The sequence below is a fragment of the Faecalibacillus sp. H12 genome (assembly GCF_013361255.1).
In the GTDB taxonomy this organism is placed as follows: Bacteria; Bacillota_I; Bacilli_A; order Erysipelotrichales; family Coprobacillaceae; genus Faecalibacillus; species Faecalibacillus intestinalis.
The window spans coordinates 136,663-156,213 of the sequence record NZ_JABWDK010000002.1 but is presented as its reverse complement, the minus strand read 5'-3'; the positions used below and the strand labels follow the sequence as shown (position 1 = coordinate 156,213).

18 protein-coding genes and 1 riboswitch are annotated in these 19,551 nt (G+C 29.5%); of the genes, 6 read left to right on the top strand and 12 right to left on the bottom strand.

Annotated features, from left to right (window positions below):
* The first annotated feature begins 62 nt into the window (after positions 1–62).
* Positions 63–914 (top strand): Cof-type HAD-IIB family hydrolase, encoded by an 852-nt coding sequence (locus HUU89_RS03825; protein ID WP_175301038.1) that lies wholly within the window; start codon positions 63–65, stop codon positions 912–914.
* Positions 915–946: 32 nt separating this feature from the next.
* On the opposite strand, the gene mgtE (HUU89_RS03820) is transcribed toward HUU89_RS03825, so the two are convergent.
* From mgtE (HUU89_RS03820) to HUU89_RS03785, 8 genes are all read right to left on the bottom strand, one after another.
* The gene (gene mgtE / locus HUU89_RS03820) at positions 947–2,290 is read right to left on the bottom strand and encodes a magnesium transporter (protein WP_175301037.1); all 1,344 of its coding nucleotides are present in this window, start codon (positions 2,288–2,290) and stop codon (positions 947–949) included.
* 218 nt (positions 2,291–2,508) lie between these two features.
* Positions 2,509–3,456, bottom strand: coding sequence for a ketopantoate reductase family protein (locus tag HUU89_RS03815; protein WP_175301036.1), 948 nt, complete (start codon positions 3,454–3,456; stop codon positions 2,509–2,511).
* A 41-nt stretch (positions 3,457–3,497) separates the two neighbouring features.
* The gene (gene mgtE / locus HUU89_RS03810; RefSeq protein WP_147579618.1) at positions 3,498–4,829 is read right to left on the bottom strand and encodes a magnesium transporter; all 1,332 of its coding nucleotides are present in this window, start codon (positions 4,827–4,829) and stop codon (positions 3,498–3,500) included.
* 101 nt (positions 4,830–4,930) lie between these two features.
* A riboswitch (M-box (ykoK) riboswitch) is annotated at positions 4,931–5,094 on the bottom strand.
* A gap of 259 nt (positions 5,095–5,353) precedes the next feature.
* Positions 5,354–6,490: a M15 family metallopeptidase gene (locus HUU89_RS03805; protein ID WP_175301035.1), complete on the bottom strand. Its 1,137-nt coding sequence runs from the start codon at positions 6,488–6,490 to the stop codon at positions 5,354–5,356.
* Positions 6,491–6,543: 53 nt separating this feature from the next.
* Entirely contained in the window at positions 6,544–6,747 is a 204-nt protein-coding gene (locus HUU89_RS03800) for a helix-turn-helix domain-containing protein (RefSeq protein ID WP_022002747.1), read from the bottom strand.
* Positions 6,748–6,783: 36 nt separating this feature from the next.
* Positions 6,784–8,547, bottom strand: coding sequence for an excinuclease ABC subunit UvrC (gene uvrC, locus HUU89_RS03795; RefSeq protein WP_032090380.1), 1,764 nt, complete (start codon positions 8,545–8,547; stop codon positions 6,784–6,786).
* Positions 8,547–10,850 carry an endonuclease MutS2 gene (locus tag HUU89_RS03790; protein WP_175301034.1) on the bottom strand — a complete coding sequence of 768 codons (2,304 nt, stop codon included), beginning with the start codon at positions 10,848–10,850 and terminating at the stop codon, positions 8,547–8,549. Before HUU89_RS03790 ends, uvrC begins: the two co-directional genes overlap by 1 nt.
* 2 nt (positions 10,851–10,852) lie before the next feature.
* Positions 10,853–11,623, bottom strand: coding sequence for a CvpA family protein (locus tag HUU89_RS03785; protein WP_032090382.1), 771 nt, complete (start codon positions 11,621–11,623; stop codon positions 10,853–10,855).
* A gap of 99 nt (positions 11,624–11,722) precedes the next feature.
* Between HUU89_RS03785 and rnhC the strand changes: the two genes are divergently transcribed.
* Positions 11,723–12,481, top strand: coding sequence for a ribonuclease HIII (gene rnhC / locus HUU89_RS03780; protein WP_175301033.1), 759 nt, complete (start codon positions 11,723–11,725; stop codon positions 12,479–12,481).
* Between the two features lie 26 nt (positions 12,482–12,507).
* On the opposite strand, the gene HUU89_RS03775 is transcribed toward rnhC, so the two are convergent.
* From HUU89_RS03775 to lspA, 3 genes are read right to left on the bottom strand one after another with little or no spacing between them, the layout of a single operon-like run.
* Positions 12,508–12,975, bottom strand: coding sequence for a deoxycytidylate deaminase (locus HUU89_RS03775; protein WP_022002752.1), 468 nt, complete (start codon positions 12,973–12,975; stop codon positions 12,508–12,510).
* A 1-nt stretch (position 12,976) separates the two neighbouring features.
* On the bottom strand, positions 12,977–13,882 hold the full coding sequence (locus tag HUU89_RS03770) for an RluA family pseudouridine synthase (RefSeq protein WP_119363577.1): 906 nt from the start codon (positions 13,880–13,882) through the stop codon (positions 12,977–12,979).
* Positions 13,857–14,357, bottom strand: a complete 501-nt coding sequence (gene lspA, locus HUU89_RS03765) for a signal peptidase II (protein WP_022002754.1) — start codon at positions 14,355–14,357, stop codon at positions 13,857–13,859. The genes HUU89_RS03770 and lspA overlap by 26 nt, the downstream gene beginning before the upstream one ends.
* A 141-nt stretch (positions 14,358–14,498) precedes the next feature.
* On the opposite strand from lspA, the gene HUU89_RS03760 reads away from it, so the two are divergent.
* From HUU89_RS03760 to HUU89_RS03745, 4 genes are all read left to right on the top strand, one after another.
* Positions 14,499–15,038, top strand: a complete 540-nt coding sequence (locus HUU89_RS03760; RefSeq protein ID WP_032090386.1) for a DUF1836 domain-containing protein — start codon at positions 14,499–14,501, stop codon at positions 15,036–15,038.
* A gap of 86 nt (positions 15,039–15,124) precedes the next feature.
* Positions 15,125–16,012 (top strand): methylenetetrahydrofolate reductase [NAD(P)H], encoded by an 888-nt coding sequence (gene metF / locus HUU89_RS03755; protein WP_119363579.1) that lies wholly within the window; start codon positions 15,125–15,127, stop codon positions 16,010–16,012.
* A complete protein-coding gene (locus HUU89_RS03750) occupies positions 15,993–16,640 on the top strand; it encodes a vitamin B12 dependent methionine synthase (protein WP_032090388.1) in 648 nt (215 codons plus the stop codon). The genes metF and HUU89_RS03750 overlap by 20 nt, the downstream gene beginning before the upstream one ends.
* Positions 16,622–18,970, top strand: coding sequence for a homocysteine S-methyltransferase family protein (locus HUU89_RS03745; RefSeq protein WP_175301032.1), 2,349 nt, complete (start codon positions 16,622–16,624; stop codon positions 18,968–18,970). The genes HUU89_RS03750 and HUU89_RS03745 overlap by 19 nt, the downstream gene beginning before the upstream one ends.
* Before the next feature lie 8 nt (positions 18,971–18,978).
* Here the strand turns inward: HUU89_RS03745 and HUU89_RS03740 are convergent, their stop codons facing one another.
* Positions 18,979–19,551, bottom strand: a complete 573-nt coding sequence (locus tag HUU89_RS03740; RefSeq protein WP_175301031.1) for a PolC-type DNA polymerase III — start codon at positions 19,549–19,551, stop codon at positions 18,979–18,981.

Here is a 19,551-nt window from a genome sequence, read left to right as displayed (position 1 = left end):
ATGAAAAAAAATAATTTCAATACATTCTTTTCGCTATAATAAAATTAAGTTGGAGGTTAGTTATGAATAAAAAAATTATCTTTTTTGATGTTGATGGTACTCTCGTTGATGTTAGACCTGCAAGAGAATATGTACCAGAATCAACAATCAAAGCAGTAAGAGAAACAAGAAAAAAAGGAAATTTATGTTTTTTATGTACAGGAAGATCACTTGCTGAAATCTACCCACATATTTTAGATGTCGGTTTTGATGGCATCATTGGTGCTGGTGGTGGCTTTGTAACCATTGGTGATGAAATGCTTTATCATAAAAAAGTATCTAACAAAGATGTACATCGTGTCGTTGATTTCTTTGAAGAAAATGATTATGACTACTATCTTGAAAGTAATGGTGGATTATTTGCTAGTGAAAATTTAGTATCTCGCTTAGAAATGATTACTTATGGCGATTTAGAAAATGACGAAAAGGCTAGAAAGAAAAAAGCTGAACAACCAAGTCACTTTATTACATCTTTAATAGAGGGAGAAAGTATGTATCGTAGTGATGTCAATAAAATTTGTTTTTTAGAAAATAAAGATATTCCTTTTCAAACAATTATAGATAACTTTTCTGATGCATTCAATGTTATTCATTGTACCGTTCCTTCTTTTGGAGATGACTCAGGAGAATTATCCGTTGTTGGTGTTAACAAGGCAAGCGCCATTGAAGCACTTATCAATCATTTAAATATTCCTCAAGAAAATACTTTTGCCTTTGGCGATGGCATGAATGACGCTGATATGTTAGAGTATTGCCATATCGGTATCGCTGTTGGTAACGCTAAAGAAGGTTTAAAAGCAATTGCTGATGAAGTATGTGATGATATTGCTAAAGATGGTATTTATAAAACCATGAAAAAATATCAACTTATATAAAAAAACATTGGCTTTTTTTCCAATGTTTTTTTTTAGAGTAAATGTGACATTAAAATGGTTGCAAGTCCTAAAAATGCAAAGAAGCCAAACATATCTGTACATGTTGTTACAAAAACCCCACTGGCAAGGGCTGGATCAACATGAAATCTATCTAAAATAACCGGTACAAAATAACCTGCAAGTGTGGCAACGATCATGTTACAAATCATGGCGAGTCCAGCTACAACACCAAACCATGGATTACCAGCAAAGAACCAAGCCCCTGCTGAAACTAATGCCCCAATGATAACACCATTTAAAATACCAAGTCCAATTTCTTTTAATAAAACTTTGCGAGCATTTTCTTTATCTAATTCTCCTAGTGATAAACCACGAACAACAATAGTTAAAGTTTGTGTTCCGGCATTACCACCCATTCCTGTAATAATCGGACTAATCGTTGCAAGAGCAACAACTTTCGCAATTGTTCCTTCAAAAACACTAACAACACTTGAAGCCATAATTGCTGTAAAAAGATTGACAATCAACCAAGGAATACGGTTTTTAAAAGATTCTACAAGTGTTGAATCTAAACGTTCTTCAGAACCAACACCTCCTAATAAGTTCATGTCTTCTGTTGTTTCTTCTTCGATGACATCCATAACATCATCGATATCAATAACACCTAATAAATGATGTTGTTCATCTATAACAGGCATCAAAATATATCCATATTTACTAAAAGTCTTCGCAACTTCTTCTTGGTCTTCATAATAATAAACAGCTTTAACATTTTGATTTGTAATCTCAAGCATTGGTGTATCAAAGGTACTTGTAACGATATCACCTAAAGAAACAACCCCCTTTAATACATTATCTTTATCTACAACATAAAGATAATGTCTAGGTTCCTCTTCCGTTGTTTGCAAAAATAACAATGTTTCTTTGACTGTATTATTTGCATGAATATCTAAATATTCAGTTGTCATGATTCCCCCAGCAGTTTCTGGGTTATATTGTAATAACTGTTTGACGTCTTCTTTATCGTCATCTTCCAATAACTCTAAAAAAGCATTTTTTTCATCTTCATCTTCGATTGATCCGATAACATCCGTAATAACGTCATGACTTACTTCATCTAAGATTTGTTTTTGTTTGTATTTTGAAAATAAATTCAACCATTCTAAGATAAGTTCTTCATCATCTTCTTCATCTAAAATATCACCAATAACTTCATTTGGTAAATGTTCTAAAATTTCTTTTGATGAATCTTCATCTTCATGTAAAATATCAAGGATATCTGCCGGGTGAATATTTTCTAAAACTTCTTTAATTATTTCTTTATTCCCATGAAGAATTAAATTTTTTAATTCTTCAGAAGTCATTTGTTTTATCATTTATTTTCCCCCTCTTATTTAAAGAGGAACTTTACCGACGGTGGTAAATGATCCTCACTATTACCATTGTGTCCACCGGATAACGGGTCTACTATCATTATTACCACCTCCACCTTGTTCATTTTATCATAATGTTCAAACTTTTAAAGAAAAAAATCATTTTTTACATAATAAAAAGATTGATTTTATAAAAAAAGAAGATAACATTTGGTATCTTCTTATTTAGAACACATATTTCTTTGATTTTCTTGATCATAATCAAACAAACCATCATTCTTTTCTTCAAGTGCTTTAATCATATGATAAGTATATTCATTATAAGGTGTAGGAATATGAAGCTCCTTCCCCATTTTAATCAACGCTCCAGAAAACATATCAATTTCACTATGACGTTTAGCATCTAAATCTTGCAATGTTGAATAACGAGCACTTGCTGGCACAGCACTTCCTCGCGACGAAGAAGAATCAGCTTTACTTAAATCAATTCCTTTAGCATGTGCAATAGTTTCAAGTTCATGACGTAAACCATCTTGAATAAATTTCATATGTTCACTATCTCGATAACATCCTACTCCTGCACCTAAAATAGCTTGAGGTAAATTATTACAAATATTTAAACGAAATTTACTCCAAATTTCTTCTTGAATATATTCACTTGCACGAAAGTGGATTCCTGTATTTTCAAATAATGATACTATTGCTTGTACACGTTTGCTTTGACAATGTGCTTGTAATTCTCCAAAAATAATTCCAATAGTTGTTTCAGGATCAAAACGATAACCATTTTCTTTACGTGAAGCAATCTTAATTAAAGATGGCATAAGATGTTCTTTTCCAATGGCTTCTCCAATGATTTCTTCACTATCTACGCCATTCATTAAAGACATGACAATTGTATGATCATCAACAATCGTTTGAATAGATTTTAAGGCATCTTTTAAAGCACAATATTTTAAAGAAACAATCAGTAAATCCACTCCATGTGCTTCTGTCGGTGACCATACTTCAGGATAATACATTTGATTATTGATCAAACATCCCTTTTGTAGACGTTTAGCACGTTCCCCTTCGCCAATAACACCTAATTTTACTTTTTTATCTAGTCCCCAAATAATATATGAACCTACTGCTCCAGCACCTAAAACAGCAACTGTTTTTATTTCCATTTTTCATCCCCCATTTATTTTTCTATATTGTAGCACAAAATTTATAAGTTAAAAATGTGTACTGCAATATTGAAATAAACAAGAATAGAACATGTATCTACAATTGTTGTAATAAGTGGTGAAGCCATAATTGCTGGGTCTAAACCAATTTGATTGGCAACTAAAGGAAGAATACAACCAATTAATTTAGATAAAATAACTGTTACAATTAAAGATAAAGCAATCACAAAAGCAATATTAAGGTCTTGATACATCACATAAATTCTAAGTCCATTCGCAATTGCTAAAATCACCCCTACTACTAATGCAATTCTAAATTCTTTAAACATCACTTTAAAAATTTTTTTAAAACGAATTTCATTTAAAGCAATCCCTCTAATAATTAAAGTAGAACTTTGAGAGCCACAATTTCCTCCCGTATCCATTAACATAGGAATAAATGAGACTAATAAAGGAACTGCTTGAAAAGCATTTTCATATCTTGTAATAATACTTCCTGTAAGCGTTGCAGAAAACATCAATACAAGTAACCAAATAATACGATGTTTAGCATGTTCAAAAACAGATGTTTCAAAATAACTTTTATCATGTGGTTCTACAGCAGCCATTTTAGAAATATCTTCACTTGTTTCATCGACCATAACATCCATGACATCATCAACTGTTACAATTCCTACAAGCATTTTTTCATCATCTAAAACAGGTAAAACAACTAAATCATATTTTCTAAAAATATTAACAACTTCTTCTTGATCTGTATGAGTATAAACATATTGAAAATCTTCTTTCATAATTTCCTCAATACTTTTATTTTCATCATTTAATAAAATATCTTTCGTCGAAACAATTCCTATTAATTTTTTATCTTGACAAACATAACTTGTATAAATGCTTTTACAATGATTTCCATTTTGTTTAATATAATTTAAAGCATCTTCAAGTTGAGTTTCTTTCTTTAAAGAAAGAAATTCAGTAGTCATAATTGTTCCAGCACTATCTTTAGGATAACTCAAAAGTTGATTGATGACTTGTCTTTGATTTTCATCAACATGTTTTAAAAGTCTTGTTACTAAATTTGCAGGTAATTCTTCGATTAAATCTACAAGATCATCCATATATTGATTTTCAATCAATGATTCTAACTCTTTTTCACTAAACAATTCTACAAGTTGACTTTGCGTTTTAATATCCATATTTGAAAATACTTGTGCTGCTTTCTTTTTAGAAAGTAAACGAAAAGCAATAGCACAATCATCAATTTCTATTTGTTGTAAAAGATAAGCTATATCGACAGTATTGTTTTCCATTAATAAAGTATGTAATTGTTTGTATTGTTTTGTATTTAATAATTCTAGCATTAATTCTTTTTTCATTTTTATATTTCCTCCTTCTTTGAATTTGCCTTTGACAACCCTCGTCCATATAACTCACCTCCTCACAAAAAAACATCGCTGCTTGAGCGATGTTCTATTCTTCATTTCATCCGTTCAAGCTTTAGTATCACAGGGCATATCAATTACATTAAACAAAGCCTTTGCGACTTTATCTGCTAACCAGCGCATTGTGTCTCCACAATTTTGCGGCAGTAATCTTAGGATATCCAAATCCCTGCGGTAACCTCACCTACCGTTGTTTATTCAATTCATGTTCATTATATTTATTAAAATACACTTGTCAATAAAAATTTATCTTTCTCTTTTGATTTTAATACTTGCAGCAACAATAAGTCCTATTCCCGTCATTAGTCCTAATGCTAGATCAATAAAATCCATTTGCCTTTGTAAACCTATCCATTTACCTAGCTATATTGTTACTAATAAAAAACCTAATATTAGTACCAAATACCAACCCTTTTTATTCATAAGTATCTCCTTAAATTAGAATAATGATCTAATAATTATTGATTATTTAATTCTTCTAAGCATAAATTTTGATTATGCATCTTTTGCGCATTTTCTTTGCCAACATATCTAAAAATATTACAACTTTCTTTTTGTGTAATTGTTACTTTATCACTTGGATACCTTAAAACATATCCATATTCATAACTATGTTCTAAAAGCCATTGATAAACATCTGTTGAAACAAATTCAACATCTTTTATCCCATTTATTTTTAAAGAAACAGATGTTCCTAATTGAAATTCACTATATCCAGCTTGTGACGTATTTTCTTCTAAATTTAAAACATCATAGCTTTTATAAGCACTTGTCACTAAAAATCTTTTTTTAGTATTTTTATATAAATCATCATACATTTGTTTTAAAGCATTATAAGCTTCTTCATTTAAATACATGGAATAAGATAATCTTGAAATATTTTCAATCATTGTCATATGTTTAGATTCATAACCACCAATAAAAGTTGTATCATCAATTACTTGAGACATTGTATCTATTTTATATAGTCGAGAAGCATTCGCTTTTAATTCTGTATTCATCAAAATATAAAGACCTTGTGCATCATACGTACTTACCATTTCTTTAAAGAGCTTATATGTATCATCTTTTTCATTTTCCAAAGTATTTACATAATTATTTGTAAGTATAATATAACTATAATCATCATCACTATAAAGTGTCCTTAACAATTGATAATAACGTACATTATCAAAATCAAAATACGTACTTTTTTGATAAGCATAAAATAAATCATTTTTAATTAGTGTTTTAAAATATGTATCTGTTTGCGTTCCAAATTCTACTGTAAGACGATCAACAACACTATTGACATCATTAATTAAATTTTCTAATGAATCATATTTTTTAGCTTCTTTTAACTCATTATAATATTGATAATATTGTAAATGAAATTGATCATATATAATATAATCAATAAACTCATCTACTGATATTCCATGATCAATTAAATAATCCTGTTCTTCTTTATCTAAATACTTTTCTATTAAAGATCGATTATCATTATCTATACCATTTACTCGATAAAAACGATCATATTTCATATTTAATGATGTAAAAGCAAATAGAAAACATAAGGTTGCTAGAACATAAAGATGCCAGCTTTTTAATTTCATCTTCATCACCATCCCTATTATATAGAATTATAGAAAAAAAATAAAGGAATTAGCTAAAGCTGTAATTCCTTTAACCTAATCAATTCAAATACTGCTTGTATACGCGATTTTACACCTAATTTTTGAATTACATTTGATATATGATTTCTCACTGTTTTTTCACTAATATTTAACTTTCTAGCAATATCTTTTGTAGAATAGTTCTTGACTAATAAATGAAATATTTCTTTTTCTCTTGGGGTTAATATAATATTCATAGTCCACTTCCTTAATAGTAGTATATGAAAATTATATTATTTGGTGTTTTGTAAAACAGTAAATAAATTTTTTGCCACTTCTTTAGGTAAGACTTCTTCTAATTGTTCAAGCGTCGCTTCTTTTAATTTTTTAACAGAACCAAAATGTTTTAATAATTCTTTTTTACGTTTTGGTCCAATACCTTCAACATCATCTAAAATAGACTGAAATAAAGATTTAGAACGAACATTTTTATGAAATGAAATCGCATAGCGATGGACTTCATCTTGCATACGTGTTAGTAAAAAGAAGAGTTCACTTTTTTTATCAATACTAATTTCATTAAAGTCACTATCAATTAAAACAGCAGTTGAATGATGATCATCTTTGGCTAGCCCACATACTTTAATACCAATATTTAAGCTATCAATGACTTCTTTTGCAACTTTAATCTGTCCTTTACCACCATCAACAATAATCAAGTCTGGTTTTTTTAATCCTTCTACAAGTACTCGATAATATCGACGATAAATAACTTCTTTCATACTACCGTAATCATCTGGTCCTTCAACTGTTTTGATTTTAAATTTACGATAATCTTTTTTAGAAGGTACCCCATCAACAAAGCAAACCATTCCTGCAACTGCATAAGCTCCTTGGATATTAGAGTTATCAAACAATTCAATTCTTCTAGGAGTAATCATATTTAATTTTTCTCCCAATTGTTTAATAGCACCTACCGTTGCCTTTTGATTCTTTTCAATCAATAAAAATTTCTTTTCTAAAGCTTCTTTTGCATTATTTGTTGCCATTTCTACAAGTTTTGCTTTTTGACCTTTTTGAGGTTTAATGATCTTGCATTCAACTATTTCTTCTAACAAAGTTGTATCAATATCCTCTGGTAATAGAATCTCTTTAGGATATGTATTTTCTTGATAAAAACCAACAATAAATTGTGTAATTTGTTCATGGACATCTTGTAAAGGTACTAGATTTAAATCTCTTGCAAGTAATTTTCCATTTCTCATAAAGAAAAGTTGTAAAGAAAGATACCCTTTATCTTGATAATAGCCAAAAATATCTCGATCAATTTGATCTGCAAATTGAACATGTTGTTTACTTGTAACATGATTGATATGCTGAATCAAATCACGGTATTCTTTCGCAAGTTCAAAATTTAAACTTTCTGAAGCTTGCATCATTTTATTTTGTAAATCATCGATGATTTCTTTGGTATCTCCTTGAATAAACTGTGTAATTTGTTTGGTTATTTTTTTATATTCTTCTTCATCTACTTCATTGACACATGGCCCTAAACATTGATTCAATTGATAGTAAAGGCATGTTTTTTTGGGAATGTGATTACATTTTCTTAGAGGATACAGACGATTTAATAATTTAAATGTTTCTCTAGCTGCTGTACCATCTGGAAAAGGGCCAAAGTGTTTATGTTTTTTATCCTTAGCGTTTCGAACGATTTTCAATCGTGGGTGTCTTTCTTTTGTTAATTGGATATATGGATAATATTTATTATCCATAAAACTAATATTGTATTTAGGTGCATAATCTTTAATTAGATTGATTTCTAATAAAAGGGCTTCCTTTTCACTATCTGTCACAATATATTCAAAATCAACAATTTCTTGAACAAGCTTTGTTGTTTTATAATTATGACTTCCTGCAAAATAAGAAGAAACCCTATTTTTTAATTTTTTTGCTTTTCCAACATAAATCACCGTACCATCTTTATCTTTCATTAAATAACAGCCTGGTTGCATTGGTAAAAGTGATAACTTATCTTTAATATATTGAAGATCCATTATTCAAAATATACCACTGTTGCACCTAATCCACCTTCATTTGGTCCACCATCTTGATAAGATTTTACATATTTATTTTTATCCAATAACTTTCGAACACCTTTTCTTAAAACACCTGTTCCCATTCCATGGATAATTCGTACTGTTGAATAATTTGATACGAGTGCTCCATCAATAAATTTATCTACTGCATTCATTGCTTCTTCATAACGCATACCAATAATATTAAGTTCATAACTTTGTTTATTAGCTCTTCGTAATGAACGGATATTAGATGTTTCTTTCTTTTCTGGAACTTTTTCATGCATAAATTGAACTTCTGTTTTTTTAGCATTCAATTTTAAACCACCCATTGAGATCGTCAACATTCCTTTTTTATTGATGTCAACAACTTCTCCTTGTCGATTAACAGATAATACTTTAACAATATCACCTATTTTATAATCATGATCTTCATGATTTTCAACTTGTTTCTTTTGATGTTTTAAATCACCTAATTGTTTTTTAGCTTGAATAACTTGATGCGGCTTAATTTGTCCTTGTAATTCTTTTAAAATTTCATCTGCTTTATTTTGTGCTTCTTCAAGAATCTTATTCGCATCACTTTGAGCCTCTTCAATCATTTTTTCTTTTTTAGATTGATAATTATCAATCAATTGTTGATAATGCTTTTCTTTATCTGCTGTTTCTTTTTGTAATTTTTCAAGAGCTTCTTTTTCTTGTAAAACAGCTGATAATTCTGATTGTAATTTTTCTAATAACTTTTGTGATGTTGTCATACTTTCATCTTTGATGATGAAAGCATGTTGAATAATGTCTTGATTTAAACCTAAATGTTTTGAAATTTCAATAGCATAAGAATTTCCTACGCTACCATCCAATAAACGATAAGTAGGTTGCATTTTTTCTTGATCAAATTCAACCGAAGCAATCTTAATATAATCTGATTCTTTCGCAAATTCTTTTAATGCACTATAGTGAGTAGAAGCTAAAATATAAGCACCTTTTTTATGTAAATAAGTTAAAATAGCTTCTGCTAAACTTTCACCTTCTTTAGGATCAGTTCCTGAACAAATTTCATCAATTATAACTAAACTGTTTTTTGTCGCATGTTGCGTAATAAAAACCAATCTTTTCATATGCGATGAAAAAGTAGAAAGCGATTGTTCAATAGATTGTTCATCTCCTACATCTACAAAAACATCATCAAATAATGGAAGTTTCGCTTGAGTGACAGGAATTGGAAGTCCACAAATAGCCATTAAAGAAAGTAAACCCGCTGTTTTTAAAGCAACTGTTTTACCTCCTGTGTTACTTCCACTAATGAGTAAAATATCTTGTGGTTTCTTTAAAACAATATCATTAGCAACAACTTCTTTTTGATCAATCAAAGGATGTCTCGCTTTAAGTAACTCAATTTCCTGACAATTTTCATCAACAACTGGCATCACCATATCTAACTTTTTGCCATATTCACTAATAGCAAAAACAGCATCCATTTCTATCATGATTTCTAAATCTTCATTTAAAACACGATCATAACTTCTTACCTTTTTTGTTAGTTCTAATAAAATACGATGGATTTCTAGTTGTTCATCTTGTTTAATTTGTGAAAGTTGATTGTTGTAAGAAACAATTTCTTCTGGTTCTACATATGTTGTTCTTCCTGAAGAAGAATGTCCATGATGAATTCCCTTGATTTGAGTTTTATAAGAAACATTGACGGGTAAAACAAAATGATCATTTCTTGTTGAAATAACATCATGAGATAAATAATCTTTATTTTGTGCTCTTAATGCTTCAATTTTCTTTCTCATATTGGCTTCAATCGCTGAAATTTGTCTTCTTAAACGATAAAGCTCATGACTTGCATGATCATAAATATTTCCACTTGGATCGACGCATTTTAAAATTTCATTATATAAATCTTTAGGTAAATAAAGTAATGAAAATATTTCAAGTAAATGACTTTGTTCAATTTCTTGATCCAAATAAGCTTGTACCTCTTGTACATTTTTTAATATTTGTACGATTTTTAATAAATCTTGAGGATAACAAACACCACCTTTTTGTGCTTTTTGAAGTATTTCTTTAATATCTTCATAAGGGGCTAAAGGAATACGTCCATAAGCATAGATGATTTTCATAGCACTTGAAATATCATCTTGATAGAGTTTTAAATCATCTATATCTTGAAAAGGCTGTATTTGATCAATTCGCTTTTTAGCCATTTCACTAAAACAATAGTTTTTAATATAATCTTGAATAAATGAAAACTCCAATGTTCGATAACTCTTTTTCATTTCTAATGTCCTTTCGTTAAAAGATTGATATCAATATCATAATTTTGACATAAAGAAGATATTCTTTGATAATCTTCTTGATCTACTGTTTGTAAATCTATTTCACTATAATAGTTATAAATAAAATCTTTTATTGTTTCATCATCTAACCATTTATTTTGACTTGCTTCTTCTATAAAATTTGTCACCATAGATACTTGTTTTTCATCAGATAAAGAAACATCTAGATGTGTTAATTGATTTAAATCTTTAAAATCAGCAATAGATGAAAAATAATGAGGCATGGTATCAATTATAAAAGAGCCTATATACGTTTGTTCAATTGTTTCTTTTCCTTGATTGATAAAAGGAATAAAAATCATTGAAAGAACAAAATATACAATAATGATTCCTTCAATAATTGATAAAATCAAACCTAATAAATGATCTAATAATTTTGTCATTTTTAATAAAGAAACAATTTTCTTTAAAAACGGTTTTAATAAAACACCAATTCCCTTTAAAATGAAATAACCAACAATAAATAAAATAACAGCAACTAACAATTGATTGACCTTTATACCAATTGGTTCTAATAAACCTTCTAATTGATAAAGTGTAATCAATTTAGATAAAGGAAAAGAAAAATTAATTGTTAGAAAATAAGCTATAAAAAGACTAAAAAAGTCATAAAGTCGAATAATGAATCCTTTTAGATAACCAATAAATGTATATATAATAAGGAATAGACCTATAATTATATCGATTATGTAGGGATTATTTAATAAAGCCATAAATACCTCCTTGCAATTATTGTATCAAAACAAAAATATAGTGTCAAAATTTGAAAAATATGCTATAATTAGTATATATGGTAGGAGGAAAGAAATGACATGAATGTAGCAAATAATAACAAACCAATGAATATTATGGATATGCATGTTGAAAACTATGCCCCTTTAAGTAATGGTGGTCCATCAAACCAAGAAAAACAATATTATCCTTATTCTCACATTGGCTGTGATGAAACAGGATCAGGTGATTTTTTTGGACCATTATGTGTTGTTGCATGCTATATCGATGAACGTGATTATGATTGGTTAGCGAGCTTAAATGTTCGTGATCCTAAACTCATGACACCTCAAGAAGTTATTGAAATTGCTAGAGAGATCAAAGATCGACTTGTTTATAGTTTGTTGATTCTTGACAATTCTCACTACAATCAAATGGCAGCTGCTGGTAATAATCTAGCAAACATTAAAGCAAAACTTTATAATCAAGCCGTTACAAATGTAATGCAAAAAGTTGCAATGAAAGTTGATAAAAAAGTCGTAAATCAATTTGTTTCACCTAAAACGTATTATAATTATTTAAAGAGTGAAGTAATCGTTGTTAAGGATTTATCTTTTGAACAAAAAGGAGAAGAACAATACTTTGCAATTATGTGTTCGTCTATTCTTTCAAAATATGCCTTTTACCAATATTTTAATAACATGTCTAGAAGCTTGAAAGTGAAATTGCCTCGTGGTAATACAAGCTCAGTTGTCGATCATGTTGCTGTAAGTATTGCTAAAAAGTATGGTAAAAAAATGTTACTTAAAGTAACAAAAACTAATATGACTAATTATAAGCGTATTAAAGATGTAATTTAAGGTCTTCCAAAGAAGACCTTTTTATTTTATAAACTATTTAATTCAAATGCTGGAATTTTTGTGTATTTGACACCCGCGGCATCTAACATACGTTTTGCAGCACGATCACTGTCTGTTCCATTATATTTATCATCTTCATAAATAATTTCTTTAATACCACTTTGAATAATGGCTTTCACACATTCATGACATGGGAATAAAGAAACATAGATCGTACATCCTTGTAAATGAGAAATACTATTTAAGATGGCATTCAATTCTGCATGAACAACGTAAGGATATTTTGTATCATACAAATCTCCTTCTCTTGCTGCCCATGGAAACTGATCATCTTCGCATCCCCATGGAAGTCCATTATATCCTACTCCTACGATCTTATTTTCTGGAGAAACAATACACGCTCCTACTTGTGTATTAGGATCTTTTGAACGATAAGCTGAAAGCTTAGCAACTCCCATAAAATATTGTTGCCAACTAATAATCTTTTTAGACATTTTATTCTCCTTTCAATTCATCAAGTTTTGCTTGAAAATAATCAGGTAAAGGACATTCAAACTCTAAATATTCACCTGTAGTAGGATGAATAAATCCTAATTTTTTAGCATGTAAGAATTGTCCATGACTTTGATCATCTTTTTTCTTTCCATACTTAGGATCTCCATAAACTGGATAACCAATATAAGACATATGCACCCTAATTTGATGCGTTCTTCCTGTTTCAAGTCGACATTCAATTAAAGACATATCATCATATCTTTCTAATACTGTAAAATTAGTAATTGCTTCTTTACTGTTATTTTTTGTGACAGCCATTTTTTGACGATCATTGACATCTCTACCAATTGGTGCATTGACTTTACCATGAACATGTGGAATAACACCATGAACTAAAGCCACATAACGACGTGTAACACTATGTTCTTTTAACTGTTCACTCAATGATTTATGAGCTTTATCATTTTTTGCTACCATTAATAAACCACTTGTTTCTTTATCTATACGATGAACAATACCAGGACGATTCACACCATTGATTCCTGATAAATCTTTACAATGATAAAGTAAAGCATTTACTAAAGTACCACTATAAATTCCCACACTTGGATGAACGATCATCCCTGAAGGTTTATTGACAACGATAACATCTTGATCTTCATAAACGATATCTAAAGGAATATCTTCTGGTAAAACATCCATCTCCTTATTATCAGGAATCGTGATTTCAATAGCATCATTCATTTTAATTTTATAACTTGCTTTTTCAATTTTTCCATTTACAAGAACATGCCCTTCTTTAATATATTCTTGAATAAGTGTTCTTGATAAATCAGAAATTGAATTCATAATAAACTTATCTAAACGTACATTTTCTTCATTAATCTCTAATTTTCTTTTTTCCATTAATATAATCCTCAAATATAATCTCTAAAATAATCAATCCTACTCCTATTACTACTGCCATATCAGCAATATTAAAAATAGGAAAATCATAACCAAAAATAATAAAATCAATAAAATCTCTAACATATCCAAAATAAAGACGATCTGTTAGATTTCCAACAAGACCTGCAAAAGTTAAAACAATTCCATAACGTGTTAATCTTTGAGCTTTGGTTGTCTTACTAAAGTAATAAAACATAAAAATTGCTGCAGCAAGCGAAACAACTACAAACAAACTAATATGTCCTGATAACATTCCCCAAGCTGCTCCTTGATTATGCGAATATGTATAATAAAAGAAATTATCAATAATCGCTTGCGATTGCCCTAGCATCATCGAAGAAGACACTAATATTTTTGTAAGTTGATCTCCAATAACAACCACCAAAAAAGTAACAATATATAAAACCCAATTTTTCTTACTTATATTTTTCATCTAATCACCAAGGACATTATACAATAAAGCTTTTTAAAATCCTAGTATGACTTTTTTAAATATGTAGTATTTAAAACCATTTCAAATAGTTTATATTGCAAAAAAATATGATAATCTATAAAATAAATATGAGGTGAAATTATGAATAAAGAAACACTAGAAACTCTTGTTGAAAAAGAAAGTCAAAAAAGTTCTATTACATCTAAAGATATTCCTGATTTAGATCTCTATATGGATCAAATTATGACTCTTTTTGAAACCCATCTAGCAAATCATAAAAAAAATGAAGATGATAAATTACTTACTAAAACCATGATCAATAATTATTCCAAAGCAAAAGTCATTACGCCTGTAAAAGGAAAAAAATACACTAAGGAACAAATCATTCAAATGTTGATCATCTATCAATTAAAAAATAATCTTTCCATTCAGGAAATTAAAGATCTATTGACACCTATTTATGAAAATAACGATGATTTATCAAATCTTTATGATCATTTTATAGATATTAAACACTCTTTAAATTTCCAACTTCAAAAAATGATTCAAAAAATAATGGATGATTATCAATTAAAAATTGAAAACTATCAAGATTTATTTTTATTGGTGGCTATTTTATCTTCATTAAGTCATTCGCTAACAAATATTGCGGAAATGCTTATTGAAACGAAAGAAATATAGTTTAAAACAATAGCCAACTTTTATTTTTTCTTCGTTTACTATCTATTTATTTTTCTATATAATGTATAAAAAAAGCGAGGTACTATATGAAAATTAATGAATTATTAAAGAAAAGACCAACATTGTCTTTTGAAATATTCCCACCAAAAAATAATGAAAATGATATCACATCTATTTATGCAACCATTGATGAACTAGCAAAAATGAATCCTGATTTCATTTCTGTCACTTATGGAGCTAATGGTTCTACATCTAAAAATACATGTAAGATTGCCTCAACCATTAAAAATAAATATGGTATTGAATCTGTAGCTCATTTAACATGTATGAATAATACAAAGGATGAAATCAAAGAAATTCTAGAAGAACTTAAAGAAAATGGTATTGAAAATGTCCTTTCTTTACGTGGCGACTATCCTAAAGATGGTGATGGTATTAATCATGGTGATTTTAAATATGCCAGTGAATTAAATGAATTCATTGAAGAAAACTTTCCTAATGATTTTTGTTTATCTGGTGGATGTTATCCAGAAACACATTATGAAGCTAAAAACTTTGAAGAAGATCTTTTAAACCTAAAGAAAAAAGTCGATGCTGGAGCTAAATATCTTGTTACTCAAATTTTTTATGACAATCAATATTATTATCGTCTAGTCAGAGAAGCAAGAAAAATTGGAATTCATGTCCCTATTCTTGCAGGAATTATGCCTGCTCATAATCCAAAACAGTTAAAAAATATCGCAAAAATGTCAAATTGTTCTGTTCCGTTTGATTTAGCAGCTATGATCGATCGTTTTGCTGGAAATCCTAAAGCGGGAAGGGAAGTTGGTTTACACTATGCAACTTATCAAATCATCGATTTAATGACTCATGGTGTAGATGGAATACATATTTATACAATGAATAAACCAGAGATTGCAAAAGAAATTTTAAAAAGAACAGAATATATTCGTGATGAATTTTTCAAAGATTAAAGAAAATGCTTTAAAGTATTTAGGATATCATCATCAAATACTTGATGAAAAAATGAATGTTTTGATTGATGAATGCATAGAGGAAATTGAAAAAATGAGTTCTTTTAGAGCAACTTATCGTAAATTTCCTCTTTCTTTTCATCCTTTAAGAATTGATGAAATTTCTTTAAATCTCGATTATCCAGACTTGAATAATTTATTTCAAAATTGTCATGATGTTGTTATTATTGGCTGTACTTTAGGCCTGCAAGTTGAAAAAAGATCTCATTATTACAGTCATATCGATATGACCAAAGCAACTATTTTTGATGCCGTTGCAAGTAGTTTTTTAGAAGTGCAATGTAATGAATATGAAAATGAACAACTGATTGGTAAAAGAACGTTTCGTTTTTGTCCAGGTTATGGTTGTGTCCCTATTGAACTCAATAAAGAGCTTGCATTCATTATCGAAAGTTCTAAAAAAATTGGTTTGACGGTTCAAGAAAGTAATATTTTATTACCTCAAAAATCAATGATTGGTTTGATTGGTTTAGGTGATAATAGAAAAGAAAAAACATGTCAGAATTGTTTACATATAAAAGATTGTAATTTTAGAAAGAGAGGTCAAACATGTTACGCGAAAGATTAAATAAAGATCTTCTTATTTTTGATGGTGGTTTTGGTTCACAACTTCAAGAACTAGGAATGAAGGCTGGAGAAATTCCAGAATATTATAATATTGAACATCCTGAAATGATTATTGATATCCATCATCGTTATTTAAAAGCAGGAGCTGATTTTATTACAACCAATACATTTGGCGCAAATCCCCTTAAATTAGAACAACATAAATATAGTTATCAAGAAGTGATTTTAGCGGCTATTCAAAATGCAAAAGAAGCTAAAAAAGTCAAACCTGATGCTTATATTGCTTTAGATATTGGACCTATTGGTAAACTTATGGAACCGATGGGAACTTTAACTTTTGATGAAGTTTATCAAAGCGTTAAGCAAATGGTAGAACTTGTAAAAGAGGATATTGATGTTGTTTTATTTGAAACAATGACAGATATTTATGAATTAAAAGCAAGTATTTTAGCCGTTAAAGAATGTAGTGATCTTCCTATTTTTGCGACGATGACCTTTGAAACAAATGGTCGTAGTTTATCAGGATGTGATCCTCTTACAATGGTCAATGTCTTAGAAGGATTAAAAGTGGACGCTTTAGGGATCAACTGTTCTTTAGGACCAAATGAAATGGCTCCAATTATTGAAAGCATTTTAGAAAGTACCTCTTTTCCTGTTATGATTCAACCAAATGCAGGTCTCCCTCTTTTAGAAGACGGACAAACCGTTTATCCAATGAAAGCAGATGAATTTATTGAGGCAATCGTTCCCCTTGTTAAAAAAGGAATCGCTATCGTTGGTGGATGTTGTGGAACAACCCCTGAATTTATTCAAAAATTAAAAGAAAACTGCCCAACAACAGTGACTCCAAGAGAAGTTTCTTTGTTGACACGTGTCTCTTCAGGAACAACAACTGTTGAATTTGGAAAACATGTTGTTGTTTGTGGAGAAAGATTAAATCCAACAGGAAAGAAAAAATTAAAAGCTGCTTTAAAAGAAGAACGTTATGATGAACTTGTTGTAGAAGCCATCAAACAAGAACAAGCAGGAGCTCATGTTTTAGATGTCAATGTCGGTTTACCTGGTATTGATGAACCAAAAGTGATGAAGCATGTTATTAAATTATTACAAGAAGTTATTCAACTCCCTTTACAAATTGATAGTTCTAATTTCCAAGCAATTGAAGAAGCTTGTCGTTATTATAATGGAAAACCACTTATTAACTCTGTCAACGGGAAAGATGAAACCATGGAAGCCGTCTTCCCTGTTGTAAAAAAATATGGTGGTGTTGTCATTGGTTTAGCCTTAGATGAAAATGGCATTCCTCCAAAAGCTGAGCAAAGATTTGAAATCGCTAAAAAAATTATTAATAAAGCAAAAGAATATGGCATTGATAAAAAAGACATTATTATCGACTGTCTTGTTTTAACCGCTTCTGCCCAACAAAAAGAAGTTATGGAAACAGTCAAAGCTGTTTCTATGGTTAAAACATTGGGTGTCCATACTGTTTTAGGAGTAAGTAACGTTTCTTTTGGTTTACCAAATCGTCCTTTACTTAATAAAACATTCTTAGCAATGGCCATGTCGGCAGGACTTGATTTACCAATTATCAATCCATTAGATCAAGAATTAATGAATACAATCGACGCCTTCAATGTACTTTATAATTATGACCAAGATGCTACAAATTACATTCAAAAACAAGCACAAAACCAAGTCGTTTTACCAAAACAAACAACATCCTTTTCTTTAAACGATGTTGTCTTACACGGTTTAAAAGATGAAGTGAAAAAAGCAACAGAAACAGCCTTAGAAAGTCAAGATGGACTAACAATCGTCAATGACATTTTAATTCCTGCTCTTGACCAAATTGGAAAAGACTATGAAACAGGTAAAATCTTTTTACCTCAATTGATCCAATCAGCAGAAGCAAGCAAAATTGCATTTGATGTGATCAAACAAACATTTAAAACAACGAAATCTTCTAAAGGTCCTGTTTTAATTGCGACTGTCCATGGTGATATCCATGATATTGGGAAAAATATTGTAAAAGTTGTTTTAGAAAGTTACGGTTATCAAGTCATTGATTTAGGAAAAGATGTGCCTGCAGAGGTCGTTTTAGAAGCCTATCATAAGCATCATCCTAAAGCTATTGGTCTTTCAGCTTTAATGACAACAACGGTTGTTTCAATGGAAGAAACGATTACTTTATTAAAGCAAGAAGAAAACATGTGTCCAATCTTTGTTGGTGGTGCCGTATTAACAGAAGATATCGCACAAGATATTCATGCGGATCACTATACAAAAGATGCCATGGCTGCCGTCAATTTACTTAATGAAATTGTACATTAAAAGGAAGTTTATTGAAAACTTCCTTTTACTATATGATTTAAAATTTGTCCACAAACATAAGCATCATCATAAGCACGATGCGCATTTTCATTTTTTATATGTAAATAACGAGCAATCGTTCCTTGTTTATAATTATAAGGTCCATGAATATATTTTCTTGATAATTGTAAGGTATCTACATAACAGATCTTTCCTGTTAATTGAAGCCGATCAAATGTTTTCTTTAAAAACGACATATCAAATTGAGCATTATGCGCACAAACAAGAACTTCTCCTTGAAGCGCTTCTTTCATAAACTCTTGAAACATTTTATACGCTTTTTCTTCTCTTGGTTGGTTTTCTAACATTTCATTAGTAATATGTGTTAAATTAGAAATAAACTCAGAAACTTCTACTTCTGCATTAACAAGTGTATTAAATTTTTGAACAGCTTGTCCATTTTCAAAAAGAACAGCTCCTAATTCAATAATTCTTTCCTCTTTTGGATTCAAACCTGTTGTTTCTACGTCAAAAGCAATAAATCTTTTTTCTAATTGTTTTTTGATATCTTGATCATATTTTACTTTAATAAGTTCTAACAT